General features: G+C 72.0%; 23 protein-coding genes. 14 read left to right on the top strand and 9 right to left on the bottom strand.

Features of this window, described 5'->3' with window-relative positions; translation table 11 throughout:
- Positions 1-220: 220 nt before the first annotated feature.
- Positions 221-3,964, top strand: coding sequence for an Ig-like domain-containing protein (locus ACO4JP_RS11205; RefSeq protein ID WP_425953773.1), 3,744 nt, complete (start codon positions 221-223; stop codon positions 3,962-3,964).
- A 225-nt stretch (positions 3,965-4,189) separates the two neighbouring features.
- Here the strand turns inward: ACO4JP_RS11205 and ACO4JP_RS11200 are convergent, their stop codons facing one another.
- From ACO4JP_RS11200 to ACO4JP_RS11185, 4 genes are all read right to left on the bottom strand, one after another.
- Positions 4,190-4,444 carry a DUF6510 family protein gene (locus tag ACO4JP_RS11200; protein WP_425953772.1) on the bottom strand — a complete coding sequence of 85 codons (255 nt, stop codon included), beginning with the start codon at positions 4,442-4,444 and terminating at the stop codon, positions 4,190-4,192.
- The gene (locus ACO4JP_RS11195; protein ID WP_425953771.1) at positions 4,441-5,250 is read right to left on the bottom strand and encodes an FAD-binding oxidoreductase; all 810 of its coding nucleotides are present in this window, start codon (positions 5,248-5,250) and stop codon (positions 4,441-4,443) included. Before ACO4JP_RS11195 ends, ACO4JP_RS11200 begins: the two co-directional genes overlap by 4 nt.
- Positions 5,247-5,840 carry a sulfite oxidase-like oxidoreductase gene (locus ACO4JP_RS11190; protein WP_425953770.1) on the bottom strand — a complete coding sequence of 198 codons (594 nt, stop codon included), beginning with the start codon at positions 5,838-5,840 and terminating at the stop codon, positions 5,247-5,249. Before ACO4JP_RS11190 ends, ACO4JP_RS11195 begins: the two co-directional genes overlap by 4 nt.
- Positions 5,841-5,929: 89 nt before the next feature.
- Positions 5,930-6,112 carry a carboxylesterase family protein gene (locus ACO4JP_RS11185; protein WP_425957093.1) on the bottom strand — a complete coding sequence of 61 codons (183 nt, stop codon included), beginning with the start codon at positions 6,110-6,112 and terminating at the stop codon, positions 5,930-5,932.
- Between the two features lie 402 nt (positions 6,113-6,514).
- On the opposite strand from ACO4JP_RS11185, the gene ACO4JP_RS11180 reads away from it, so the two are divergent.
- Entirely contained in the window at positions 6,515-8,386 is a 1,872-nt protein-coding gene (locus ACO4JP_RS11180) for a glycoside hydrolase family 15 protein (RefSeq protein ID WP_425953769.1), read from the top strand.
- Between the two features lie 177 nt (positions 8,387-8,563).
- Here the strand turns inward: ACO4JP_RS11180 and ACO4JP_RS11175 are convergent, their stop codons facing one another.
- Both ACO4JP_RS11175 and ACO4JP_RS11170 read right to left on the bottom strand, forming a co-directional pair.
- Positions 8,564-9,925, bottom strand: a complete 1,362-nt coding sequence (locus ACO4JP_RS11175; RefSeq protein WP_425953768.1) for a dihydrolipoyl dehydrogenase family protein — start codon at positions 9,923-9,925, stop codon at positions 8,564-8,566.
- A gap of 455 nt (positions 9,926-10,380) precedes the next feature.
- Entirely contained in the window at positions 10,381-10,803 is a 423-nt protein-coding gene (locus ACO4JP_RS11170; protein WP_425953767.1) for an SDR family NAD(P)-dependent oxidoreductase, read from the bottom strand.
- Positions 10,804-11,561: 758 nt separating this feature from the next.
- Here ACO4JP_RS11170 and ACO4JP_RS11165 point away from each other — a divergent pair.
- Positions 11,562-13,139, top strand: coding sequence for a Na+/H+ antiporter (locus ACO4JP_RS11165; RefSeq protein ID WP_425953766.1), 1,578 nt, complete (start codon positions 11,562-11,564; stop codon positions 13,137-13,139).
- A gap of 51 nt (positions 13,140-13,190) precedes the next feature.
- Here the strand turns inward: ACO4JP_RS11165 and ACO4JP_RS11160 are convergent, their stop codons facing one another.
- Entirely contained in the window at positions 13,191-14,918 is a 1,728-nt protein-coding gene (locus ACO4JP_RS11160) for a CDP-alcohol phosphatidyltransferase (protein WP_425953765.1), read from the bottom strand.
- Between the two features lie 225 nt (positions 14,919-15,143).
- On the opposite strand from ACO4JP_RS11160, the gene ACO4JP_RS11155 reads away from it, so the two are divergent.
- Entirely contained in the window at positions 15,144-15,605 is a 462-nt protein-coding gene (locus ACO4JP_RS11155) for an SRPBCC family protein (protein ID WP_425953764.1), read from the top strand.
- Between the two features lie 52 nt (positions 15,606-15,657).
- Complete coding sequence (locus ACO4JP_RS11150; protein ID WP_425953763.1) at positions 15,658-16,434, top strand: class I SAM-dependent methyltransferase; 777 nt, start codon at positions 15,658-15,660, stop codon at positions 16,432-16,434.
- Here ACO4JP_RS11150 and ACO4JP_RS11145 read toward each other — a convergent pair.
- Complete coding sequence (locus ACO4JP_RS11145; RefSeq protein ID WP_425953762.1) at positions 16,394-17,212, bottom strand: class I SAM-dependent methyltransferase; 819 nt, start codon at positions 17,210-17,212, stop codon at positions 16,394-16,396. The two genes, ACO4JP_RS11150 and ACO4JP_RS11145, sit on opposite strands and share 41 nt — an antisense overlap.
- Positions 17,213-17,289: 77 nt before the next feature.
- Here ACO4JP_RS11145 and ACO4JP_RS11140 point away from each other — a divergent pair, with 77 nt between their 5' ends.
- From ACO4JP_RS11140 to ACO4JP_RS11130, 3 genes are all read left to right on the top strand, one after another.
- Entirely contained in the window at positions 17,290-18,105 is an 816-nt protein-coding gene (locus ACO4JP_RS11140) for a CDP-alcohol phosphatidyltransferase family protein (RefSeq protein ID WP_425953761.1), read from the top strand.
- A gap of 122 nt (positions 18,106-18,227) precedes the next feature.
- Entirely contained in the window at positions 18,228-19,355 is a 1,128-nt protein-coding gene (locus tag ACO4JP_RS11135) for a peptidoglycan-binding domain-containing protein (RefSeq protein WP_425953760.1), read from the top strand.
- A gap of 158 nt (positions 19,356-19,513) precedes the next feature.
- Complete coding sequence (locus tag ACO4JP_RS11130; protein ID WP_425953759.1) at positions 19,514-20,710, top strand: NAD(P)/FAD-dependent oxidoreductase; 1,197 nt, start codon at positions 19,514-19,516, stop codon at positions 20,708-20,710.
- 7 nt (positions 20,711-20,717) lie between these two features.
- Here ACO4JP_RS11130 and ACO4JP_RS11125 read toward each other — a convergent pair whose 3' ends face one another.
- A complete protein-coding gene (locus tag ACO4JP_RS11125) occupies positions 20,718-21,476 on the bottom strand; it encodes an alpha/beta fold hydrolase (protein ID WP_425953758.1) in 759 nt (252 codons plus the stop codon).
- 401 nt (positions 21,477-21,877) lie between these two features.
- Between ACO4JP_RS11125 and ACO4JP_RS11120 the strand changes: the two genes are divergently transcribed.
- From ACO4JP_RS11120 to ACO4JP_RS11095, 6 genes are read left to right on the top strand one after another with little or no spacing between them, the layout of a single operon-like run.
- Positions 21,878-22,738, top strand: a complete 861-nt coding sequence (locus ACO4JP_RS11120) for a zinc-dependent alcohol dehydrogenase (RefSeq protein WP_425953757.1) — start codon at positions 21,878-21,880, stop codon at positions 22,736-22,738.
- A 3-nt stretch (positions 22,739-22,741) separates the two neighbouring features.
- A complete protein-coding gene (locus ACO4JP_RS11115; protein ID WP_425953756.1) occupies positions 22,742-23,140 on the top strand; it encodes a 6-pyruvoyl trahydropterin synthase family protein in 399 nt (132 codons plus the stop codon).
- Complete coding sequence (locus ACO4JP_RS11110) at positions 23,137-24,273, top strand: glycosyltransferase family 4 protein (protein ID WP_425953755.1); 1,137 nt, start codon at positions 23,137-23,139, stop codon at positions 24,271-24,273. The genes ACO4JP_RS11115 and ACO4JP_RS11110 overlap by 4 nt, the downstream gene beginning before the upstream one ends.
- Positions 24,266-24,973: a RibD family protein gene (locus ACO4JP_RS11105; RefSeq protein WP_425953754.1), complete on the top strand. Its 708-nt coding sequence runs from the start codon at positions 24,266-24,268 to the stop codon at positions 24,971-24,973. The genes ACO4JP_RS11110 and ACO4JP_RS11105 overlap by 8 nt, the downstream gene beginning before the upstream one ends.
- Entirely contained in the window at positions 24,970-25,665 is a 696-nt protein-coding gene (locus tag ACO4JP_RS11100) for a GTP cyclohydrolase II (RefSeq protein WP_425953753.1), read from the top strand. Before ACO4JP_RS11105 ends, ACO4JP_RS11100 begins: the two co-directional genes overlap by 4 nt.
- Positions 25,662-26,060 carry a (R)-mandelonitrile lyase gene (locus ACO4JP_RS11095; RefSeq protein ID WP_425953752.1) on the top strand — a complete coding sequence of 133 codons (399 nt, stop codon included), beginning with the start codon at positions 25,662-25,664 and terminating at the stop codon, positions 26,058-26,060. Before ACO4JP_RS11100 ends, ACO4JP_RS11095 begins: the two co-directional genes overlap by 4 nt.
- Positions 26,061-26,101: the final 41 nt, after the last annotated feature.

Below are 26,101 nucleotides of genomic sequence, written 5' to 3'. Positions count from 1 at the left end.
GCTGCACCGCGCCACGGTGAGCATGGGCCGGCTGCCGTCTAGGCCCTGAGCCGGGCCGGTCGACGCGCGGGGGCCTTTACGACACCGCGACTTGGCCGACACGGGGCTGACATCAGAGGGGCTCCAAGGGCGCTGCCAGGCAACGTGAGGGTCACGTGTGCGAAACATCATATTTCTAACCTGACCTGGCCAGACGCCCTTCTCCAGAGCAGGAGTGCATGTGTCTACACCGTCGATCTTCAGGTCACGCCTCGCGTTACCGGTCGCGTTGCTCGCAGCGTTCGTCCCCGTCGCCGGACTCCTCGCACCGCCCGCCGCGGCGACCGCGCCCGCGTCGGCCGCGGCTGCCCCGCCGGCGGCCGCGTCCGCCCTCCCCGACCCGACCGCCCGCGGCTCGTACACGCCGGTGACGGTCCAGGAGACGAAGCTCGGCCTGGCGGACATCCAGGAGCCGAACTCGTCCGGGGCGGCGCCGACGCCGGGCACCGCCCAGGCTCCGGAGAAGCTCGAGATCCGCGGCTCCCTGTACTACCCGGCAGACCGCACGCAGCCGTCCCCGCTGATCGTCCTCGTGCATGGCAACCACGGGTCGTGTGACTCGGGGCAGGACTCGTCCACCGCGAGCTGTGCGGAGTTCAAGCGCAACGAGGCCGGTTACGCCTACCTCGGGGAGAACCTCGCGACCTGGGGCTACACCACGTTCTCCCTGTCGCAGGACCAGCTGATGATGCGGCAGGACAACAACAAGGGCAAGGGCATGCACGACCGCCGCCTGCTCATCGCGGCCGCGCTCGACGCGCTGTCCGCGGCGAGCCAGCCCGGCGGCCTGCCCGTCGACGACCACACGACGATCGGCGCCACGCTCGCGGGCCGTCTGGACATGACCCGGATCGGGCTCATGGGCCACTCGCGCGGCGGCGACGCAGTCACGAGCTTCATCGACTACAACCGCACCCGCACGGACGGGCCGCGCTACCCGCTGCGCGGCGTCATCTCGCTCGCGCCCGTCGACTACGAGCGCAAGGCGCCCTACGGGATGCCGTATATGACGATCCTGCCGTTCTGCGACGGCGACGTCTCCAACCTCCAAGGTGCCCGGTTCTTCGAGCGCAGCCAGTACGTCGACCCGAGCGACCCGTTCCCGCGCATCCAGGTGTCCCAGCTCGGCGCGATCCACAACTGGTACAACACGGTCTGGTACGCCGACGGCGGGGCCGACGGCCAGAGCAACAACGACGCCGCCTGCGGCAACTCCGCACCGTTCGCCGCGACCAACATCCACCCGAACAACTTGCGGCTGTCAGGGGCGGCCGGCTACGGCGACGACGCGCTGGACTACAAGGTCGACAACGCCGACACGTTCAACCCGCTCGTCAACACGAAGATCTCGGGCGACCCCGCCCGCATGGGCGATCAGGAGAAGCTGGGCCTGGCCACGATGGCGGCCTTCTTCCGCCGGTACGTCGGTGGTGAGGGAGCGTTCGAGCCGTACATGACCGGCGAGCTGTCGGCGACGGACTCCCACCTGCAGATCCCGGCGTCCGCGTGCCCCACGAGCGAGTCCGGCGCGCGCATCCCGTGCTCCGACCGGGTCTCGACGACGTACTTCGCCGCCCCCGCCGAGCGCGTCGACGTCATCCGCCCGGAGGCGACCGACCCGCTGACGCTCGACGCGCTGGGTGGCTCGCTCACCGGCAGCGGCTTCGCCTACCCGTACCTCGGCAACGGCGGCACGGTGCTGCCCCCGCGCACCGCCGGCGGGTACGACTGGTGCAACCCCGAGCCCGACGACTTCGCGCCGTCGCAGCTCGGCAAGTCGACGCTGCCGACCGCGTCCAAGCCGTGCCCGCTGCCCGGAAAGGCGGCGCTCGGTGGCCAGAACGGCACTCGCGAGAACTCGCCCGTCAACCACTCCTACGGCCGCCAGCTCGCCCTGGCGTGGGAGGCGGGCCAGACGGCACAGCTCACCGCGCAGGTCCCGGCCGCGTCGTCGGACGTCAGCGGGCTCAAGGCGCTCGCCCTGGACGCCGACGTCAACTTCTTCGACCCGCGCAACCCTGGCGCCGACAACCGTGGTGACAGCACCAAGGTGACCTTGGGTGGGGTCACGACCTGGCCGAACGAGCGGCCGCAGTCCTACGACCCGGAGGCGTCGACGCAGGACTTCCTCGTCGTGGTCAAGGACGCCGCCGGCCACGAGGGCGCCGTGCACGCGGGCGACCCGCGCTGGGGCAACGCCCTGCACATGTCGACGGGCACCAACACGCCCAACACGCACATCGTGCTCGAGCAGATCCGGGTGCCGCTCAGCGAGTTCTCCGCCCAGGGCGTCGACCTGCGGTCGGTCGCGAGCGTCTCGCTGCGGTTCGGCGATGCCGGCGCGCCGGCATCGGGGTCGATCCAGGTGGCCGACGTCCGGTTCCAGGAGTCGGTCGACGGCAGATCGCTGATCCTGTCGGACGGCACTGCGCCGAACCAGGGCGCCGGCTCCGGGCCCGTGCGCCAGGGTCCGGACCCGGCCGCGGAGCGCGCGTCGGCCGCCCACGGTCCCGGCAACCTCACGCTCCTGGACACCGTGGGCGCGACGACGGGCGGCACGACGTGGGTCGTCGACGACGACCGCGCCCAGTGCCCGGACGCCGGGTTCACCTCGATCCAGGACGCCGTCGACACCGCGGCGCCGTGGGACACGATCGTCGTCTGCGACGGCACCTACCAGGAGTCGTCGACGCCCGTGAACCACGCCTCCAACCCCGTCGCCGCCGGCGCGACGAACGGGCTGACCATCACCAAGCCCCTGAAGATCAAGGGCGCCGGTGCCGACAAGGTGACGATCGAGCCGGTCCAGTCGGTGACGTCGCTCGCCGGCGCGACCCCGTACCTGCGCGACGGTGGCGGCAACGTCATCACCGTCTCCCGCCAGTCGCTCGGGTCGACGGACACGACCGAGATGTTCGTCGATATCTCCGGCGTGACGGTCACCTCGGGCAGCACTTGGGCGGAGGCCGGCATCGCCTTCTTCGGGGCCTCTGGCCGGGTGTCGGGCTCCGTCGTCGGGCCGCTGCGCACGGCGACGAACGCCGAGGAGGCCGCCGCGCACCCGCACGGCTGGGGCGTCGTCAAGTCGGGCATGATCCTCGGGTCCGGCCCCGGCACCGTCGAGAACGAGGTCACCGTCGCGGACAGCGTCGTCACCGGCTACCAGGCCGGCGGCATCCTGTTCGACGGCGGCCGCGGCCCCGACGGCAGCCCCGACAACGCCCTGCGGACGGGCGTCGAGCAGCACGGGTACGTCACCGGCACGGTCGTGACCGGGACGCCTGGCGCGCTCGTCGCCCAGACCGGGGTGCGGTACGCGAACGGCACGGACGGGTTCGTCCGCACGAGCCGTATCACCGGCAACGCCGGCACCGGAATCCTGCTCACCGACGCCCGCACCGAGGGCGCGGGCGGCGTCTGGGGCGACCGGGACGTCCTCACCGGCAACGGGGTCGCCGTCAGCAACGCCGACGCCGCCGGGACGGGGGTGCGGCTCGGGGCGCCGTTCACGCTCACGGGCAGCTACGTGCCGGGCGGCGTCGTGTCCGGGCCCGACGCGGCCGGCGCCGCGTCGGTCGTCGTCGGCAAGCCGTCGAACGTCGACCTGCACGACGTCCCGACCGGGATCGGCGTCGTCCGCGACGCGGCCCCGACGGCGGAGCTGATCGACCCGGCAATGCAGGCGGTCGTCTCGGCGGGGTCCACCGTCCACCCGCTGGTCCGCGCGACCGACGACGTCGCCGTGCGGTCGGTGACGCTGCTCGTCGACGGCAAGGCGGTCGGCACTACGGGGTCCGCCCCGTACGCGGTCCCGTGGACGCCGACGGCCGCGCAGCGCGGGAAGGCCGTCCGGCTGGAGGCCGTGGTGACCGACTCCGCCGGGCAGACGACGCGGTCCCACCCGCTGGTCGTCAAGGTCCGGTAGGTCGCAGGGCACGACGGGCGGGGCCTCGCGCGAGCGAGGTCCCGCCCGTTGGCGTTCACCGCGCCGGAAAGGTCCCCAGGTGCTCGTCCAGAACCGCGAAGGCGAACATCAGCGTCACGGGCGCGGGCAGCACGAAGGTGGTCGATGTCGGGCGAGCTCCTCGACGACGCCGAGCGTGTAGACGCAAACCCGCGCCGACCACGGGTTGAGCGCCACCGACAGGCCTCAGCGCCGCACCTCGATGGCGCTCAGCCCCGTGAGGCTGAGCCAGAGCCGGTCGCCGGAGTCGACGACCGTGGCGAGGACGTGGTCGCAGCTGGCGCAGCGGGCGACGAGGCCCGGCGCGTCGGTGTAGAGCATTGCCTCCGCCAGCGGCCCGACGGCGCCGCAGCCGGTGCAGCGTGCGCGGGCGTCCGTGAGGTCGACGGCGAAGACCTCGGCGAGGGCGCCGGCGAGCGCGTTGCAGTCCAGGTGGGTCATGGCGTGCCTCCGAATCGTTCGGTGCGGATGTCCTCCGCAGCGTGCCCGGCCTCCTGGAGCCAGCCGGCGACCGCCTCGACGAACCCCGTCGGGCCGCACACGTACACCAGGGGCCGGTCGGCGGCCGGGATCGTGCGGGCCGCGAGCGTCTCGCGGGTGAGCCGGCCGACGGAGCCGGACGAGCCGTCGGGCGCGCGGCGCGTCCAGACCAGTTCGAGGTCGAGGGTCGAGGCGGCTTGCGTGGCCGCGTCGCTCAACGAGGCGAGCTCGTCCGCGAAGAACACGTCCTGCGGCGTGCGGACCGAGTAGAGCAGCCGGAATGCCGTCGGGTCGCTCGCGGCGCCGTGCAGCGACGCCATGGCGTACAGCGGCACCACGCCGGAGCCGCCCGCGACGAGCTGTACGGGCCGGTCGTCACGGCCGGGCCGCCACACGAAAAAGGCCCCGAGCGGTCCGTGCAGCTCCACCTGGTCGCCGGGCCGCAGGTCGTGCACCAGGAACGGCGACACCTCGCCGTCGGGCACCTCGTCGACCGCAAGGACCACCCGCGTGCCGTCGCCGGCGGAGGCGACCGAGTACGAGCGGGTCGCCTGGTAGCCGTCGGGCGCCGTGAGCCGGACGTCCACGTGGGCCCCGGCGTCGTTCCCGGGCCACGTCGGGACGTCGAGGACGAGGCGGACGGCGGTCGGGGTCTCGGGCCGGACCTCCGTGACGGTCGCGACGTGCCACGCGGCCCGGCGTCGGGGCCGGACGGGACGGGCCTCGCTGCCGCCCGTCGCCTCGTCCGTCAGGGCGCCAGGAGTCACCAGTACCGTTCCTCGCGCCAGGGGTCGCCGTGGAGGTGGTAGCCGTTCTGCTCCCAGAACCCGGGCTCGTCGTCGGGCATCATGACCAGGCCGCGGACCCACTTGGCGCTCTTCCAGAAGTACAGGTGCGGCACGAGCAGCCGGGCGGGGCCGCCGTGCTCGGGGGTGAGCGGCTCACCGTCGGCCTCGACGGCGATCCACGCCTTGCCGTCGAGGAGGTCCTCCAGCGGGATGTTGGTCGTGTACCCGCCGTAGGAGTGGGCCATGACGAACTCGTGCTCCGACTCGACCGACTCGAACAGCTTGTCGACGCTGACGCCTCGCCACTCCATCGACAGCCGGGACCAGTGCGTGACGCAGTGGATGTCGACCGTGACGTCCTCGACCCCGAGCGCCATCAGGCCGTCCCAGTCCCACCGATGGTCGGTGCCCGTCTCGTCCCGGATGACGAGCTCCCAGCTCGAGGTGTCCACGTGCGGTGTGGGCCCTGCGGACAGCACGGGCCAGTCGTGGACAAGAGTCTGGCCGGGCGGCAGCTGCGGGTCCGGCTCGCGCCGGTGCCCCGAGAACCCGCGAGTGATGAACGACATCAGTTCCCTTCCCAGGCGCCGACGGTTGCGTGCTGACAGTACGACCAGGCCGGACATGTGTCACCCGTGCGAGCGGGTGACACCAGAGATCATGGCGTCGCGGCGGCCGCGCTCCACCGTGCACAGAGCCTGCTGGCAGGTCCCAGCCGCTCTGCACGATGCTCGAAGAGGCCGCGTGAGCCGGCGGAGACGAGGTGCTCGAGTTCGTTCATGCCACCTGAGGACTGCCCGGCGATGGCGACCCGGTCGGGGTCGCCGCCGAACTTCCGGATGTTGGTCCGCGATGGTGACGGTCGGGGACTGCCGGGTTGGTGCGGCTTCGGCTCGTTCCGAGTCGAGCGTGATCGCTCCGCTGAAGCTGGGCGCGAGTGCGGCCAGCACTGCGAATGCCATTCGAATGCGATTCGTCTGCACGGTGAGCTCCTGGTTCGTGGGGATGTGAAGCACCCCGAACTTCGCTCTGCAGCGACGGGCTCGAACCCGTGTGGGTCACTGGTCTGGCCACGGGCGTCAGCCCCGCGGACGCGTGCCGCGGGCCGGCTGGCTGCGTGCGGGCTCTCGGCGGTTGCGGGCCCCAGGAGCGTCTGGACGAGATGTGCCAGACTCGCAAGGTCGACACACGCCGCGCCGACGCTCGATCTCCATCACCGGTCGACGATCGGAGGTGAGGCCGCATGAGCGGCACACCCATCGGCGACCACGCCCTGCTGTCGGACTGCCACTCGACCGCGCTCGTCGACACCTCTGGGTCTGTCGAGTGGCTGACGTTTCCCCGCTTCGACAGCCCGTCCGTCATGGCTCGGCTGCTCGACGACGGCGCCGGCCACTGGTCCATCCGTCCGACAGCGGAGTTCTCCTCGGCGCGTCGCTACCTGGACGGGACGATGGTGCTGGAGACGACGTTCCGGACCTCCACGGGCACGGTGGTGCTGAGCGACGCCCTGGCGATGGGGCCGGAGAACGAGGGGCACGCGCTGGGGCGCGACGTACCGCACGTGCTGGTGCGCTCCTTGACGTGCGTGGCGGGGAACGCGGAGGTCGAGGTCTCCTACGCGCCCCGGCCCGAGTACGGGGTCGTCGTACCAGTCTTGTCGACGGTCCAAGGTGGAGTGGCGGCACGGGGTGGCGCGGAACGCCTGGTGCTGACCACGCCCGTGGAGCTGGCCGCACTGGCGGCCGGAGCGGTGGTGGGGCGCCGCCGGCTCTCCGCCGGTGAGACGCTGCAGTTCGCGCTGCACCGGTCGACCTGGAACGAGCTGCCGGCCCGCGTGTGGGCTGCCGACGAGATCCGGATGCTGCTTGATCGGACGGTAGCGGCGTGGCGGTCGTGGTCGGCTCTGCACCAGCGATACCAAGGGCCCTGGCGCGACCTGGTGCACACCAGCGGGCGGGTGCTGAAGGCGCTGACGTTCCAGCCCTCCGGCGCAGTGGTGGCTGCTCCGACGACGTCCTTGCCGGAGGTGGCGGGCGGTGCCCGCAACTGGGACTACCGCTACTGCTGGATCCGGGACGCGAGCCTCACCATGGAGGCCCTCTGGGTGGCGGCGTGCCCCGACGAGGCGGTCGACTTCTTCGCCTTCATCGCCGCCGCCGCGGAAGGCGGTGTCGCCGCCAACCACGCACTCCAGATCATGTTCGGCGTCGGGGGCGAGCACGACCTCGCCGAGCGAACCCTGCCCCGCCTGGCCGGGTGGCGCGGAAGCAGCCCCGTGCGGGTCGGCAACGGCGCGTGGAACCAGAACCAGGTCGACGTGTACGGCGAGCTGCTCGGCGCGGCACATCGGCTGCAGCACCAGCTCACCGACCTCGACGACGACACGCGCGCGTTCCTGGGGTCCCTCGCGAACACCGCCGCAGTGCGCTGGCGAGAGCCCGACAACGGCATCTGGGAGATCCGTGGTACCCCGCGGCACTTCCTCCACTCGAAGGTGATGTGCTGGGTGGCCCTGGACCGAGCCATTCAAATGGCCCACGTCATCGGGCGAGCGGCACCCGTACGGGAATGGAAGCAGGCGCGAGCCGAGATCGAGCAGATGGTGACCCAGGACGGATGGAGCGACTCGGCCGATGCGTTCACGCAGTACATCGGCGGCGACGCGCTCGACGCCTCGACCCTGATGGTGCCTATCGTCGGCCTTCTTCCGGCGACCGACCCCCGAGTGCTCGCCACCATCGACGCCATCGAGGAGCGGCTCACCGACGAGCGCGGGCTGGTCTATCGGTACCGGACCGAGACCGGCGTCGACGGCCTCGAGGGGAGCGAAGGCACCTTCCTGCTCTGCACGTTCTGGCTGGCTCACGCACTCGCGCTGGCAGACCGCGTCGGCCGGGCTCGTGCGGTGTTCGAGCGAGCAGCCGGCTACGCGAACGACCTCGGCCTCCTCGCGGAGGAGGTCGACCCCCAGTCCGGGGAGCTCCTCGGCAACTTCCCCCAGGCGTTCAGCCACATCGGGCTCGTCAACGCCGCATGGGCGATCAACCAGGCAGAGGAGCGCGCGGAGAGGCGGGCCGAGATGCTGGCGCGGACGGCGTCGACCGAGACCTGAGCGTCTCGGTCGAGGACAGCCACGGGAGGGCAAGGCGCCCCGTGAGGGCGGCAACCCGTGCGCATGAACCGCGGGGCCCCGTGGCACCGCTCGGTCGCGCTGAAGGCCGAACCGTCGCTGCGGGCTGACCGGGCGCTGGCCGAGTACAGCCAGCCGTTGACGCCGGACGCCTTGTCCCTACAAGAGCGCACGCAGCACGGGTTGAAGGCCGCGATGGAACGTCGGGTAGGCGAAGTGCATGTCCGCCAGCACCTTGATCGGGATCTCGGCGTGGACGGCCGTCACGATCAGTGACAGCACCTCGCCGCCCATCGCGCCGATGGCGGTGCCGCCGACCAGGACGCCGCGGTCGGCGTCGGCGACCAGCTTGATCAGGCCGGGGTCCTCGGCGATCCACCCGCGTGTGCCCAGGTCGCCGGTCGCCGTGCGGACGTCGAGGCCCTGGTCCCGGGCCGCCTTCTCCGTGAGACCGACCGATCCGACCTCCGGGGCGGTGAAGGTGACACGGCTGACGGCGCGGTAGTCCGCCCACGGGCCGTCGACGCCGGTGAGGTCACGGATCACGACGTCGGCCTGATACATGGACACGTGGGTGAAGGCGCCCTTTCCGGTGATGTCGCCGATCGCCCAGACGCCGTCGGCGACGCGCATCCGCTCGTCGGGATCGAGGACCCTGGCGTTCGGGTCGAGGCCCACGTGCTCCAGGCCGACGTCGGACAGGTTGTTGCGACGCCCGGCGGCGACCAGCAGCCGATCGGCAGCGACGGTCCGGTCGCCGAGGTCGATCCTGACCCCGTGGGCGTCGTGGGAGACCCGCTCGGCGCGCGCCCCGGTCAGGACGGTGATCCCCGCGGCATCGAACGCGCGCTGCACCGCCTCGGAGGCTTCCGGCTCCTCCGGCGCGAGGAGGCGGTCGAACGCCTCGACGACAGTGACCTTCACCCCGAACGCGGCAAAGACCTGTGCCAGCTCGCAGCCGATCGCACCGCCGCCGAGAACGGCGAGCGACGTGGGCAGCTCGGTGGCCGGGACGGCGTCCCGGTTGGTCCAGTACGGCGTATCCGCGAGTCCAGGGATAGGTGGCGCGGCGGGCGTGGTGCCGGTGTTGAGCACGATGCCCTTCGTGGCGGCGTACGTCGTGTCCCGGCCGTCGGGGCCGGTCACTGTGACCTCGCCGGGGCCGGTGATGCGGCCGCGGCCGCGGGCGAAGGTCGCGCCTGCGTCGACCAGCCGGTCGACCGCGACCTGGTCGTTCCAGTCGTCGGTGGCCTCGGTCCGGATTCGATCCGCGACCGGCTTCCAGGACGGAGAGACCGTCGCGGTGCCGGCTCGTCCGTCGACCAGGCGGCCCTCCCGGAGGGTCTGCGCGGCGTGCACCATCATCTTGGTCGGGATGCAGCCGAAGTACGGGCACTCGCCGCCCACCAGTCGCTCGTCCACGCCGACGACGCGGAGCCCCGCCTTGGCCAGGCTGCCGGCGACGTGCTCGCCACCCGGCCCCAGGCCGACGACCACGACATCGCACTCGATCGTCCTCATGGATCTCCTCTTCTGGGTCTGCGCTACTCGCGACCAAAGACCTCGGCGGTGATCGCTGTCAAGGGTGAGGCTGAGCCGGACCGAGTGTCCCCCCGTGATCGCACCAGTGCCGCACACTGGTGCGACGCCTGCGCCTCAGCGCGACGTTTCTCGTGGAAGCCATTCACGAGAAACAGGAGGTCACTGATGGCCATCGACGTCATCCAGCAGGACGAGATCGGGAGCCAGCGCGCCGCGGTCACCACGGCGCCGCCGAGGCTCCGGTGGCGAGCCGGCGGGCACAGTGGGGAGCGTTGCTCCGCCACTGGGGAATTCTCCTCGCCATGACCGACCCCGAGGCCCTGATCGCTCTGTCCTAGGCGTCCCGAACCTCGACGACGACACGCTCGTCCGGCTCCTGATCAGGCATCGAGTCGGTCTTTGACCGCCGGGCGATCCGGTCGTCACTCGACTACCTAGACCGAAGAGGTCAGGGGAGCAGCTGCTGGCCGCCGTCGATGTCGAAGGTCGCTCCTGTGAGCGCGGTGTTGGTCATGATGGGCACTGCAAGCGCCGCCACGTCGGCCGAACTGACCACCCGGCGGATCGGCAGGGTGTCGCGCAGCCAGCGTGCCGTAGTACGGGCGGCCGGCGGTGACCATCACGTGGCCGATCGGAGCGGGGAGACCCTCGAAGAATCGGGCGAGGGCGGCCGCGTCGGTGGCCTCGAAGGCGGCCGTGCGCAGGGCACCGATGTCGGCCGCCGCCCGCTCCAGACGGTCGGGGTTCCGGGCGACCAAGATGACGTCGGCACCCTCCGTCCGTGCCAGTCGCGCCGTCTCGAGACCGATGCCGGCGCTCCCGCCGCTTGCGACGACTATCTGACCTGACAGGCTCACAGCACCTCCTTGTTCGGGTCGCCAAAGGGTTGCAAGGCTCGGTTGAGCCAGTCGGCATGGACGCGCGGCGCGCCGCACGCGTCGCGAACCGCGGTCGGCCTACCACGTCCCGGTCTGGCGTCGACGGTGCCACGAGGACGAGTGAGCGGCCTCACCCGCGAGGAGTGGCTCCGCGGGCTCGGAGCCCTGCGTCGCCCCGGCGCGCAACGCACCCCGTTCTCTCGCCGCCGTACTCACTGTGACGTCGTCGCCCACTCAGGTGGCTGCTGGTGCTCGGAGGTGTGGCGGATCTGAACCGGAGGGTCGTCTCGAACCCAAGGAGGACGACCCCCCATGACGACGACCACTGCAGCTCCCACGATGCTCCGAGAGCTGGGCCACGCCACCACGCCGATCGCCCGGACCACGGTCTCGGAGAAGGTCACGCGACGCGCCCTCGCACGCCCCCTCATTTTGGGCTCGATCCTCGGCGTCGTCCTCTGCCTTCCCATCTTCACTGTCGGGTAGCACTTGCCGTTCATACGCACGCCGGAGGACCCGCGCAGTCGCGAGTCCTGCTGCCGCGTATCAGGTGAAAGTCCGCCCGCCTCGACCGTCAGCTGGTCGCCGGCGTGGCCTGCTCGATCACCGCGGAGACCTGCTGGGGAGCCGTGATCATGCCGAGGTTGTCGACGACGATCGAAAGGAAGTGCTGACGAAGCGGTTACTGCGGGCGGTCCGAGGTGGTCGAGTCAGCTGACTATCGCGAGGATTGCCGGATGTTCGGACTCGAGATGGTCGTCCTGCTCGGCGTGGCTCTCGTGGCGTGCGGCGCGCTCGCGCGCCGCTATCCGATTGCGCCCGCCCTCCTGCTGGTCCTCGTCGGCGTGCTGGTGGGGTTTGTGCCACACCTGCGCCAGGCCCAGCTCCCGCCAGAGGTTGTGCTCCTCCTGTTCCTGCCCGCGCTGCTCTACTGGGAGAGTCTGACGACCTCGCTTCGGGAGATCCGCAAGAACCTGCGCGTGGTCCTCCTCACCAGCACGGTGCTGGTCGTGGCCACCGCCGCCGCGGTCGCGGCGACCGCCCACGCGCTGGGCATGCAGTGGGGTCCCGCGTGGGTGCTCGGCGCGGCGCTCGCCCCGACCGACGCCACGGCGGTCGGGGTCCTGGCGCGCGCCCTGCCCCGCCGCACCGTGACGGTCCTGCGCGCCGAGAGCCTCGTCAACGACGGGACCGCGCTGGTCGTCTACGGGCTGGCGGTCGGCGTCACCGTCGGGGAGCAGCAGCTGACCGGCTTGCACGTCACCTGGCTCCTGGTGCTCGCCTACGTGGGCGGGGTGCTGGCGGGTGGTCTGGTCGGGCTGCTCAGCTGGCAGGTGCGCCGCCGGATGGACGACCCGATGCTCGAGGGCATCGCGATGCTGGTCACCCCGTTCGCGGCGTTCCTGCTGGCCGACGCCATCCATGCCTCCGGTGTCCTGGCCGTCGTCTGCTGCGGGCTGTTCATGAGCCAGGTGACGCCGCGGATCACCGGTGCGGCCACCAGGCAGCTCATGGTCCCGTTTTGGGCGCTCTCCACGACGGTGCTGAGCAGCGCCCTGTTCGTCCTGGTCGGCATCTCGGCGCAGTCGGCGTTTCGCGGCCTCACCAGCACCTCCCTCATGCACGCGGTCGTCGACACCGTCCTGGTGACCGTGGTCGTGATCGGCGTGCGGTGGGCCTGGAGCTACACCACGCCGTACCTGATCCGTCTCGTCGACCGCCGCCCCGCCCAGCGGCTGCGCCGGGTCGGCGCGCGGCAGCGCACCGTGAGCGCGATGGCTGGCTTCCGCGGAGCGGTCTCGCTCGCCGCGGTGCTCGCGGTACCGCACACGCTGAGCTCCGGCGCACCGTTTCCCGACCGGGACCTGATCGTGCTGATCGCCTGCGGCGTCATCGTGCTGACGCTTCTGCAGGCGCTGCTGCTCCCGTCGGTGGTGCGGTTCGCGCGGCTGCCTGCCGACGACTCGGTCGCCGAGGAGCTTCAGTTCGCCGAGGCTTTCACCGTCGACGCGGCGATCGAGGCCGTCGACGCCACCGCCGCCGAGCTGGGCATCGGTGGGACGGTGGTCGATCGGGTCCGTCGCGAGCTGGACAAGCAGCGCAGGCTCGTGGCCGCTGCCGGGGCCGCGGGCGACCCGGTGGTGCAGCACGACGACCAGTACACGAGCCTGTCGCTCGCGCTCCTCGCCCGCCGACGCGAAGCCCTCCTCGAGCTGCGCGACGAGCAGCGGATCGACGACATCGTGCTGCGCCGCGTCCAGGCAGCCCTGGACATCGAGGAGGTGCGGTTCTCCCGCGCAAATCTCGCCGAGTGAGCCCGGGCCGGGTGTTCGGTGGTGGGCATGTAGTGCTTGGCGGGTCCGCGACTAGGAAGCGCGCCCGGTACTCGAGCCGAAGGCAGTGAGGAAGCGGTCGCGGAAGGCGTCCATCGGCCAGACCGGAGCCGCCGACGTCGGGCGCATCCCGGCCGCCCAGCCCCAGCCGGCGATCCGGTGCATCACCGCCGGGTCGTGGGCGATCACCGTGATCGGCACATCATGGTTGGACCCGGCCGTGACCGGATGGTGGGGCTGGTGATCCCCGAGCACGACGACGACGAGGTGGGGGTCGGGGTAGGTCTCGACGAACGAGACGAGTGCGCTCAGCGAGTACTCGACCGACTGGCCGTACAGTCTCCGCTGCACCTCGTCGCCGGTGACGAGGGCAAGGCCCTTGCCTTCGGCGGGCATGGAGTCGAAGACCGACCCGTCACCGACCTTGTCCCACGGCACCATGCGGGGCAGCGGGGTCCACGGGGTGTGGCTGGACACCAGGTCGATCTCTGCCATCACGGGGCGCCGGTCGGTGTGCGCGAGCTCGAGCCTGCGGAACGCCTCGAGCACGTACTGGTCCGGCATGGTCGCGTAGCTGAACTGGGGACCGCGATAGCCCACGTTCCGTGAGTCGTAGAGCTGGTCGAAGCCGTAGAACTGCTCGCCCTGGGGCCAGTTGCGACTGCTCGACGGGATGTCGGTGACGGTCCGCCACCCCGCTCGTCCGAAGGCACGGGTCAGTGTGAGGCGGTCGCTGCCCAGGAGCTGCTGGTACCGGCGTGCGCTGTCGACCCAGACCCCGGACTGGAGCGTGGAGTGCGCCAGCCAGCTCACGCCGCCGAAGGTCGGCGACCTCAGCCAGGCGCTCTCGGACGCGAAGCCCGCCGCGCGCAGCACCCCGGTGCCCGAGTCGAGCACCGTATCGACCCCCGGCGAGAGGTCCGGTCCCTCCACCGCGACGCGCCCGTAGCTCTCGACAAACACGATCAGGACGTCCTTGCCGCGCAACCCTCTCAGAAGCTGGCCGCCGGGGACGTCGGCGAAGCGGTCCGTGGCGAGGTCGCGCGCGAAGCGATGGGTGTCGACGATGTCCGCACGGACACGGCTCACCTGGTCGTACGCCGTCGTCGCGGCGCTGACCGCGGCGATCGGCGCGCCAGGGGCGACCTCGACGCCGGTGGCCGCCAGGACCACCCACACGGCCCCGGCCGCGCCGACCGCCCAGGCTGTCGTCGTGCGGTGGCGCGACGCCAGACCGGTCAGACGCACGACCGCCAGCGGAAGCAGGACGATCGCGGCCAGCGCGGCGACGCACGCGCCGGCGGCGGCTGCGACCGCCGTCGGCCACCCCGCGGCGTCGCCGAGGACGCCCACGGCCGGGACGAGGTACCGCCAGTCGTTGACGGGGTCGAATGGCCTGCTGAGGAACGTCTCGAACCCGTCGTCGAGCGCCGACGCCACGAGCAGCAGGGCGAGCGCCACTCCGAAGAGAGCGGCGGCCCAGGGTCGCCATCGCGGGCGAAGGACGAGGACGAGCGCGGCGAAGAGGAGGCCCTCGAGCGGCAGGCGGGCGAACAGCGCCGGCGACACCGGGCGCACCACGCCCGGCGCTACGAGCGCGCCCCAGACCGCAAGGGCCGCAAGGACGCCCACGGCGATGGACCGCGCGGACCGCGGCCGCGTCGTCGGTGGCCGCGCCGGGCTGTCCTCGTGCGCCGGCTCGCCCGCCACGGGCGTCGCGGGTGCCTCGCCGTCGGCCTGTGCAGGGTGATCCCGTCGCACCGTGCCTCCGTCTCCAGGGGGTACGACTGTTCAACGGACGCCAGGGCGGTGGGGTTCAGACCGCCCGCGGTCCGGTGCTGAAGTTCGCCCCTGATGCGCTCGTCTACATCGTGAGGGCACTTCACCGTCGTCGCAGGCGGTGGCGCTCGCGACGTGCGTCTACCAATGCCCATACTGGGCGGACGCCGATCGTCTCGGTTCGATCGGCCACACCGGAGGCCGGCAATGACGATCAGGACCGAGAGCCGCACGACCATCGCCGGCAGCGTCGACGAGGTGTGGACGTACCTGTGCGACGTCGGACGCTGGCCGGAGTGGGCGCCAACCGTGCTCGAGTGCTGGGTTCGCGGCGGGGAGCCGCTCCAGCCGGGCTCATGGGTCGAGCAGCGGGCCAAGGACCTGGGGTGGACTCACCACCGCAGCGAGGAGGTGACCGCGGTCGAGGCGCCGCGTCACATGGAGTTCGCCGGGTCGATGGCGGGATCCGGCTCGCGGTGGGCCATGGAGCTCGAGCCGGCGGGCGGGCGGCAGACCGACGCCCTGATGTGGATCGAGGTCGATCTCGCCGGCCTCATGCGCGCGGTCTCCGGCCCGATCAAGGGCAGTCTCCAGCGCGTCAGCGATCGCGAGATGGCGGCGATCAAGACCGCCGTGGAGTCCGCCGCCCGGCAGGGCGCGGGTTCCTGAGCGGGCGACGCGCCGTGCTGCCGGCAAACGACCGTGACCGAGGAGCCCACGGGTGAGCGAGAGCGACCGGACGCGGGAGCGCCTCGTGGGGATCTACCGAAGGAAGGCGAAGCACTACGACGTGACCTCCCGGCTCTATCCCGTGCCCTTCTACCCCCAGAGGTCACAACGCCTCCGGGCCGTCCAGGCGCTCGGCCTTCGCTCGGGAGACACCGTGGTCGACGTCGCGTGCGGCACGGGTCTGAACTTCCCTCTGATCGAGGAGGCGATCGGCCCCGACGGGCGGATCGTCGGGGTCGACCTGACCGACGCGATGCTCGCCCGGGCGCAGGACCGGATCGAGCTGAACGGCTGGAGCAACGTCAGCCTCGTCCAGGCCGACGCCGCCGACTTCGGCTTCCCGGCCGGGGTGGACGCGGTCCTGTCGACATATGCGCTGTCGCAGGTCCCCGAGTGCGCGGCGGTCGTCGGTCACGGCGCCGCCGCGCTGCGCGGAGGCGGCCGACTGGTCGTCCTCGACCTCAAGGTTCCCGACGGCGCGCCTCGGTGGCTGGCGCAGGTCGGCGCCGTGGCGGTGCGGCGCTTCGCGTCGATCGACGCCTGGCTCGCGCACCGCCCGTGGGAGACGATCCGCGCCGCCATCTGGACCGAGCTGGCCGATCCCTCCTGGACCGACCTGTTCCTCGGGACCGCGTTCCTCGCGGCGGGATCGCGTCGGGGTGAACCGATGCCGGGACTCATCCGTCTACCAGGAGAGGAGGACACATGCTCGGGGCCCGCACTCCCTGTCAGCGAGGTCGCGCCAACAGGTCCTTGTGGTGCACGGTGACCGACAGCCGGCCGGCTGCGATCTCGGCCAGTCGTCGCTCCGCGTATGGTTTGGCCTGTACGGCGAGCTCCGGTCGCTGCTCCACTGCAGCCCCCACCCAGCCCGTGAACCATTCCGTCACCAGGGTGGCGTCAGCCTGCCCGAGCCGCCACGGGCTCGGACGCATGGTCACGTCTGCGCCGGCCTTCCTGAAGGCCGCGTCGGCGGCGCTGACCGCCGCCGGGCCGATCAGGTCGCCCCTGTCGGTCCTGCGCTGCTGGTGCGCGTTGAACGCGTCGGTGACGGGCGCGTCGAGCGGGTCGCTCGGCCAGAGCTCGACCCTGCCGGTGACGGTGAGTGCGACGAGCGTGGGGCAACCCGCTTCAACGCAGGTCGTGACGAACCGCTCGAGCTCGTCCGCCGTGAACACGTCGAGCAGCGCCGAGGCGGTGACCAGATCTGCGCCTGCGAGCGCGTCGCGCTTCAGCCGCGTGATCTCGCTCCACCGGGTCTCGACGGTGATCGGATCGCCGCCGGGGGAGCTCCCCAGCGGGTTCGCGGCGGCGAGCTGGAGCAGCTCGTCGTCCCGGTCGTACAGGACCCAGTGCTGCGGAGCGGCCAGACGAGGGGCGAGCCACCGGGCCATCGAGCCGGTCCCGCAGCCCAGGTCGTGGACGACGAGGCGGCCGGGAGCCATGGACGCCCGGACCTGCGCGACGAGCTCTTCGGAGCGAGCTGCCGCGTCGGCGGGCTCGCGCAGCTTCAGCCAGCCGTGGAACGGCAGCACCGGGACTCCCATGGGTCGCTCACCTCTCCGTCGATGAACCGGACGGTACCAACGCTCGCCACGCTGACGTGACGGATAGAGGAGGTGTCGTGCTCGCTGATCGGAGCGGGTGGATGGTCGGACCGGCGGCGCTCGTGGCGCTGCTCGCCGCGCTCGGGGCGGCCACAGGCCTGAGCCCGATCGGCTGGGCCGTCGGGCTGGCGTGCGGCGCGGTGGGGGCTGTCGTGGAGGGCCGTGCCCTGTCCCGCTACGCCCACAAGCGGGGGGCGGCCGACATGGTCACGCTGACCCGGGCGGTGCTGGCCTGCAGTGTGGCGGCCCTGGTCGCGGAATCGTTCCTCCGGACGCCGGCGGTCGGGGCGCTCGTGACCCTCACGGTTCCCGCTCTCGCGCTCGACGCGGTGGACGGGCAGGTAGCGCGGCGGACGCGCACGGCATCGCCGTTCGGTGCGTGGTTCGACGGGGAGGTCGACGCCTTCCTGATCCTGGTGCTCAGCGTGACCGTCGCCCGGTCGGTGGGCGTCTGGGTGCTCGCGATGGGCGGCGTCCGGTACGCCTTCGGGCTGGCTGGGCGAGGCCTGCCCTGGCTGCGGGCCCCGCTTCCGCCGCGTTACTGGCGCAAGGTGGTGACGGCGACCGTGGGGATTGCGCTTGCCGCGGCCGCGGCGGGTGTCGGGCCGGTTGTCGTGACGGACGCCGCGCTGCTCGTCGCGCTCGCACTGCTGGCCGAGTCGTTCGGCCGGGACGTGCTCTGGCTGTGGAACCGTCGAACGGCCACACGTGCCCTGGTGGCGCCTCGCCCAACGGCGGTCGCCATCGGCCGTGAGGGCTCCGGGGTTGACGTCGTGCGCACCTGGGGCGAACGGCGCCGGCTCACCCGCGGCGGGCGATTCCACGGCACCTGACCTGCGCCACCATCGGATCACGCCGGTTCGGCGCGGGCCGCCGCCCTCGGGGCGCGACTCCCAGTGCTCGGCCGAGGGAGGTCGCAGTGAGTCGAAGGCGTGCGGGACGATGGGCTGCGGGCGTGGCTCTGGTGAGTGCGGCCGTCCTGCTCGGAGGGTGCACGTCCGGTAACCCGGAGTCCGCGCTCGACCGGGCCGAGGCCCAGGTCGCCGAGAAGGAGAAGGCGCTGGCGGACGCGCAGGCCGCGGCCACCGAGACGACCGACGCGTTCTGCACCAGCGCCGCCGGCTATGTGACCGCGCTCGACCGCTACGGGGACGTGCTCACCGCCGAGGGGCCGACGGTCGGCGACGTCTCGACCGCGGGCGCCGACCTGCTCGAGCCCCGGCAGGACGTGCTCGCGGACGGGCAGGCCGCACAGGAGGCGCGCAAGACGGTTGCCGACGCGGAGAACGCTCTTGCGGAGGCGAACGCGACCCTGGCGAACCTGCAGGCGTCGGCGAGCGGGTCGACGGAGCCCTCCTCCACGCCGTCGCCCTCCGTCGCGACGCCCGTGCCGGTGGCCCCGGCCGAGTCCGTCGCCAGGGTGAAGCAGGCCGATGCCGACTTCACGACCGCGCAGCAGGAGATCACGGACGACACCCCGCTTGATGAGGCGTCCGAGAAGTTCAACGCGGCGGCGGTTGCGCTGGAGGTGTCGTGGCTCCGGCTCGTTGCCGACGCCGGGTGTGTCTCGGACGAGCAGCTCGTCCAGGGGCAGAAGGCCGTTCTCGCCTACACCACCGCGCTCCAACAGTCCCTCGCCGACGCCGGGTACTACGCCGGCAAGGCCGACGGCGTCTACGGACCCGACACGGTGGCCGCGGTCGAGGCTCTCCAAGAGGCGCACGAGCTACCCGTGACCGGTGTGGTCGACGCCGCGACCGAGGAGGCGCTGCGCACGGACCTCGCGGCGAAGGGTGAGGCGGCGGCGCAGTCGGCGGTCGCGACGACGGCCGCCCTCCAGCAGACCCTTCATCTGCTCGGGTACTGGGACGGGCCGGTGGACGGGAAGGAGTCCGACGCGCTCACGCAGGCGCTGAAGAAGTTCCAGACCGACCTCGGCGTCCCGCCGACCGGTGTCGTCGACGCCGCGACGGTCGCAGCGTTCGAGGCCGCGATCGCCCAGGCGAAGCAGCCGGAGCCCGCGCCGTCGGCGACCGCGTCGCCCGTGCCCGCGCCGTCCGGGTCCGCGACCCCGGCGCGCTGAGCCGCAGCCCGCCGCCCTGCCGCGTACTGCTCAGGTGACCGAGCGCCCGGGGCGAGGGGCCGGTGGTCCCTACGGATGGCCGCGCCGTCGTGCGCATACTCGGCGAAAGGCCTGCGGTCGACAGTGTCCGCGACGGCCCGTGGACGAAGGAGTCGCACATGTCTGCACGAGTTCTTGTCCTCGGTGGGAGCTTCGCCGGGATGACCGCTGCCGTGTCGATCAAGAACCAGCTCGGCGACGAGGCGGAGGTGACGGTCGTCGCCGACCGGGAGCTGTTCGTCTTCAACCCGTCCCTCATCTGGCTGCCGTTCGGTGACCGTGCGCGCGCCGGGATCTCGTTCGCGCTCGCACCGACGTTCGCGCGCCGCGGCGTGCGGTTCGTCCATGCGGCCGCGACGGCGATCGACCCCGACGGGCACCAGGTCGAGACGACGGAGGGAACGTTCGACTACGACTACCTCGTCGTCGCGACCGGGTACCGCAACGACCTCGACGTCGTGCCCGGCATGCGCGACACGCACACCATCACGAGCCTGCCTGCCGCCGAGCGGACTGCGAAGGCCTGGACCGAGTTCCTTCAGGACCCGGGCGACGTCGTCATCGGCGCGACGCAGCGCGCCTCGTGCTTCGGCGCGGCGTACGAGTTCCTGTTCAACACCTCCCACCAGCTGCGCAAGGTGGGTCTGCACAAGAAGGTCACGCTCACGTACGTGACCGCCGAGCCGTACGCCGGGCACTTCGGGATCGACGGCATGCCCGGCGCGAAGACGATGATGGGCATGTTCGCGAAGATGGAGGGCATCCGGGTCGTCACCGGGCAGGCGATGAAAGAGATCGTTCCCGACCGGATCGTCCTCGAGGGGGGCGGCGAGCTGCCCTACAAGTTCGCGATGGTGGTGCCACCGTTCCGCGGCCAGGACTTCCTCGCCGAGACACCGAAGCTGGTCGACGCCGGCAACTACGTGCCGGTGCGGTCCACCTACCAGTCGCTGGAGTACGACGACGTCTACGCCGTCGGCATCGCGGCTGCGGTGCCTGCGCCGTGGGTGACGCAGGTGCCGGTCGGCATCCCGAAGACGGGCTTCCCGAGCGAGCAGCAGGCGCACGTCGCGGCGAACAACATCGTGGCGCAGGTGCGCGGGCAGGAGCCGACGCACGAGAAGCCGTTCGGCAGGATCCCCGCACTGTGCATCATGGACGCCGGCAACAACGGGGTCGCGATGGTCGCGGACGCGATGCTGCCGCCCCGCAAGGCCGCGGTCATGATCCCCGGCCCGCAGAACCACTGGGCGAAGATCGCGTTCGAGAAGTACTCGATCGCCAAGATGCGCGCCGGGGCGGTCGGCCTGCCGTAGAACGGCCTCAGAGCACGTCGACGGTGATCTGCTGGACGACCGACCGCGGACCGCTCGCGACGAGTGGGTCGCCGTGCATGTGGGCCTCGACCAGGTCGGCGATGAGCTCGGGAGAGCTGAAGTTGAGCGCGTGCGCGCCGGGGACGGTGACGATGTCCACGTGGGGGAGCACGGCGAGCACGGGTGCGTTGGCGATGCGCACCAGCGGGTCGTGCCGACCGGCGACGACCAGCGTGGGAACGACGAGGTGGGGGAGGCTCTCGAGCGTCGGGTACCGGGTCATCGCCGCGAACAACGAGAGGCTGCGCAGGGCTCCGAACCGGAGGTAGTCGCGAGCCGCGATCGGCAGCATCGACGGCGGCTCACGGTACCCGTCCGCCGCCATCTGCCGGATCGCCCGGGCCAGCGGCTGGTTGTTCGGCCCGCCCGCGGGCGAGACCAGCACGGCCCGCTCGATCCGCTCCGGGAACGCGGTGGCCACCTCGATGATGACCGGGCAGCCCAGCGAGTTGCCGACGAGCGTCGCCTTCTCGATCCCCATGACGTCGAAGTAGCCGATGAGCGCCCGGGCCAGCCCGCGGATGTCGGGGCCGGGGTCGGGCCGGATGCTCCTCCCCATGCCCGGCAGGTCGGGCACGAACGTCCGGTAGCGCCGTGCGAGCAGTGCCGCCGTCGGCTCCAGGTAGCGCCCCGAGATGGCGAAGCCATGGACGTGGACCATCGCGGGCGCGTCGTCGCCGGCGTCGACGCAGTAGCGGTGGAACATCGGCAGGCCGTCGACGAGGACCCAGCCCGGACGCAGCGGCGCGAGCGGTTCCCACCACCTGGCTCGGCCGCCCTTCCGGGCTTCGGCTGACGTGGGGGAGCCGTCAGGAGCTGATGAGCTGGTCGACATCGTGCTCCTCCACGTGACGCCGGGGTGCCAGGGAAACGGTGGCAGGAGACGGCGGGAGAACGCATCACCCGACTCGGGTGACGATGGCTGCTTCGCCGCAAGGTCGACGGACGGCGCGATGGCGAGGTTCAGGCGGACCGGTGATGGTAGGACCTGTGGCGGATGAGGCGCTGGCGTTCTGGCTGAGCAGTCCCGGCCATGGCGAGATCAGACGGGTGTCGCTGCCGGCGCGCGGTGCGGACGATGTGGTCGTCCGCACCGTCCGGTCTGGCGTGAGCCGCGGCACCGAGTCCCTCGTGTTCCGCGGGGACGTACCACCGGACCAGTACACCGCCATGCGTGCCCCTTTCCAGGAGGGCGAGCTCCCAGGACCGGTCAAGTACGGCTACCTGAACGTCGGGGTCGTCGAGGAGGGGCCGTCGGGTCTCCGCGGTCGCACCGTCTTCTGCCTCTTCCCGCACCAGACCCGGTACGTCGTCCCGGCCGCATCCGTCGTCGTCGTGCCCGACGACGTGCCCGCGTCCCGGGCCGTCCTGGCCGGCACGGTCGAGACCGCGGTCAACGCGCTGTGGGACGCGGCGCCTCTTGTCGGGGACCGCGTGACCGTCGTCGGGGCAGGCATGGTGGGGTGCTCCGTGGCCCGGCTGCTCGCCGGGATCCCCGGGGCGGAGATCGAGCTGGTCGACGTCGACGAGGACAAGGCCAAGGTCGCCGCAGCCATCGGCGTCGGGTTCTCGCTGCCTGAGGGCGCGCGCGGTGCGCGCGACCTGGTGCTGCACACGAGCGCGACCTCCGAAGGGCTGCAGCTGGCGCTCGACCTGCTCACCTCCGACGGAACGGTCGTCGACCTGAGCTGGTACGGCGACGCCGCCGTCCGGCTCGCGCTCGGGGGTGCGTTCCACTCCCGCCGGCTGACGATCCGGGCGAGCCAGGTCGGAGCCGTCGCCCGTTCACGCCGTGACAAACGGTCGACGCGGGACCGGCTCGCGCTCGCCCTGGAGCTCCTGCGCGACACCGCCTTCGACGCGCTGATCACCGGGGAGTCGGAGTTCGAAGAGCTGCCCGACGTCATGGCCCGGCTCGCCACGGGCCGGCTTCCCGGGCTCTGCCACACGATCGCCTACGAGGGGTGAGGCATGTTCACCGTGACCGTTCGCGACCACATGATGATCGCGCACAGCTTTCGCGGGGAGGTCTTCGGGCCCGCGCAGCGGCTGCACGGGGCGACGTTCGTCGTCGACGCGACGTTCTGCCGCGCCGTGCTCGACGCGGACGACGTCGTGGTCGACATCGGGCGGGCGGGCGACGCTCTGAAGGCCGTCCTGGCGGAGCTCTCCTATCGCAACCTCGACGACGAGGCGGCCCTGGCGGGCATGAACACGACGACGGAGGCGTTGGCGCAGGTGATCGCCGACCGGCTGGCCACCAGGATCGAGGCCGGCGAGCTGGGCGCCGGGGCCCGGGACCTGACCAGGCTCGTCGTGACTCTGCACGAGTCGCACGTCGCCTGGGCGAGCTACGAGCGCGAGCTGTGACCACCGTCCACGTCGTCGTCCCGGACGCGTTCGACGACCCGCAGCGCCCCAGCGGCGGCAACGTCTACGACCGCCGGCTGTGCGAGGAGCTGGCTCGCCTCGGCCGGTCGGTCCGGGTGCTCCGGGTGCCCGGCCCGTGGCCCGGCAGCGGCGACGGCGCGGAGCGCGCGCTCGCGAACGTGCTGGCCGGCGTCCCGGACGGAGAGGTCGTCGTCATCGACGGCCTGGTCGGGTCCGGCCGGCCCGATGCCGTGCTGCCCCACGCGGGCCGGCTTCGTCTGGTCATGCTCGTGCACATGCCGCTCGGGGGAGTCGCCGGGGACGACGACGCGGTCCGCGTCCGCGAGCGTGCCGTGCTCGAGCGATGCGCCGTCGTCGTCACGAGCCAGTGGACGCGGCGCTGGCTGGAGGACCACTACGAGCTGCCACCCGGCACCGTCGCGGTCGCCGAGCCGGGCGTGGACCGGGCGGAGCCGGCGGCGGGCACCCTGTCCGGTCGTCGACTGCTCTGCGTCGGCGCCGTGTCACCGGTCAAGGGCCATGACGTCCTCGTCGGAGCGCTGGCGGCCGTCCAGGAGCTCGACTGGGTGTGCACCTGGGTCGGTTCGACCGCGATCGACCCCGTCTTCGCAGCACGGACCGCTGCAGCGGCCCGGCGCCACGCCATCGGCGAGCGGATCCACGTCCTCGGTCCGTTGCCCGGCGCGCAGCTCGCGGCGGCGTACGCCGGCGCCGACCTGGTCGTCCTCCCGTCCCGGGCCGAGACCTACGGCATGGTCGTGACCGAGGCGCTCGCGCGCGGCCTGCCCGTCGTCGCGAGCGACGTCGGCGGGGTCCGCGAGGCGCTCGGGTCCGCCGGCGGCGTCGAGCCCGGCGTCCTCGTGCGGCCCGAGAGTCCGGCCGCCCTCGCGGAGGCGCTCCGCCGCTGGCTGTCCGACGCCGGATGGCGGGAGGAGCTGCGACGCCGGGCCCGTCTCCGGCGCGCCGGGCTCGCCGCGTGGTCCGTCACCGCGCAGCGGGTTGCGCGGGTCGTCGCGATGAGCGCCGGCCCGCCGCTGAACCACGTCGCCGCCGCGCCCGTCTTGCTCGACAGGGCTGGTCACGTCCCTCGCGGAGGAGTCGCACATGGCTGAGCGCCCCTACATCCTGATGAGCTGCAGCGTGTCGATGGACGGATACCTCGACGACGCCTCCGACGACAGGCTGGTGCTGTCCAACGAGGCCGACCTCGACCGGGTCGACGCCTTGCGCGCGAGCTGCGACGCGATCCTCGTCGGCGCCTCGACCGTCCGCAGGGACAACCCGCGGCTGAACGTCCGCGACGAGGCCCGGATCGCCGTGCGGACGGCAGGCGGGCAGTCGCCGACGCCGGTCAAGGTCACGGTCACCGGGCACGGCCGGCTCGACCCGACCGCGCGGTTCTTCACCACCGGTGACTGCGAGAAGCTCGTCTACTGCACCAGCGCGGCGTACGCCGAGACCCGACGGCGGCTGGGTTCCGCGGCCACCGTGCTCGACGCCGGCGCGAGCGTGGACATGGGCCGGATCGCCGAGGACCTCTACGAGCGCGGCGTCCGACGTCTGCTGGTCGAGGGCGGCGGCACCGTGAACACGCAGTTCCTCACCGCCGACCTCGCCGACGAGCTCCAGCTGGTGGTCGCGCCGCTCTTCGTCGGCGACTCCCGGGCACGCCGCTTCGTCGGCGACGGTGCCTTTCCCTGGGATCCACGGCGACGCGCGTCGCTGGCGGAAGCCCGAGCCATCGGCGACGTCGTCCTGCTGCGGTACGCGCTCTCGCCACGGTTCTCCGCCACGGAGGTGATGGCGCGATGAGCGAACGACCGCCCGCCGCGACGATCCGCACGCAGCTGCTGATCCCCATCCACTTCCCTGACGGGTCCACCACCACCGCCCGGGTCTTCACCTTCGACGGGCTGGTCGACGGGCGCGAGCACCTCGCCCTGGGGCTCGGCGACCGCGCCCTCGGAGCACCGCCGGCCGACCCGGCTGCGCCGACCCTGGTGCGGCTCCACAGCGAGTGCCTGACCGGCGACGTCTTCGGCAGCTACCGCTGCGACTGCGGGCCCCAGCTGCACGAGAGCGTCCAGCGGATCTCTGCGGCGAGCGGGTTCCTGCTGTACCTCAGGCAGGAGGGCCGCGGCATCGGCCTGTACGCCAAGCTCGACGCCTACGCGCTCCAGGACGCCGGGCTCGACACCTACGAGGCCAACGTCTCCTTGGGTTACGACCCCGACGAACGCGACTACACCGCGGCGGCGCAGATGCTGCACGCCCTCGGGGTGAGCCGGGTGGCCCTGCTGAGCAACAACCCGGACAAGGCGAGGCAGCTGCGCCGGCACGGCGTCACGGTCGCCCGGCAGGTACCGACCGGCGTCTACCTCTCCACCGCCAACGCGCGCTACCTGCGCGCGAAGGCAGGTCGCGGCGGGCACACGCTCGACATCACGGCTGCCGAGCGGCCCGACGACGAGGTCGTCTCGGCGGACGAAGGAAGAGAAGCATGAAACTCACCCAGAGCGGCCGCCCGACCTCCCCGGGACCCGAGGACTGGTTCACCGGAACGGTCTTCATCGACAGCATCCGCAACCCCGACGCGCAGTCCTCCGTCGGCTGCGCTCACGTGCGGTTCGCACCCGGTGCGAGAACCGCCTGGCACACGCATCCCAAGGGGCAGACGCTCTACGTGACCGACGGCATCGGCTACGTCGCCCGACGCGGCGGCGAGGTCTTCGAGATCCGCCCAGGCGACGTCGTCTACATCGAACCGGGCGAAGAGCACTGGCACGGAGCCACCGCGGAGCGGTTCATGGCACATGTCGCGCTCCAGGAGGCGGACGACGAGGGCCAGGTGGTCACGTGGCTCGAGCACGTCACCGACAGCGACTACGACCGCGGCTGACCCGGCCATACCCCTAGACGAGGTCTTCTGGCTGGGTTGGT

Source organism: Xylanimonas sp. McL0601 (assembly GCF_049852175.1).
Classification (GTDB): domain Bacteria; phylum Actinomycetota; class Actinomycetes; order Actinomycetales; family Cellulomonadaceae; genus Xylanimonas.
Note: the sequence above shows the minus strand (reverse complement) of the source record. Positions and strands in the feature narration are given on the sequence as shown.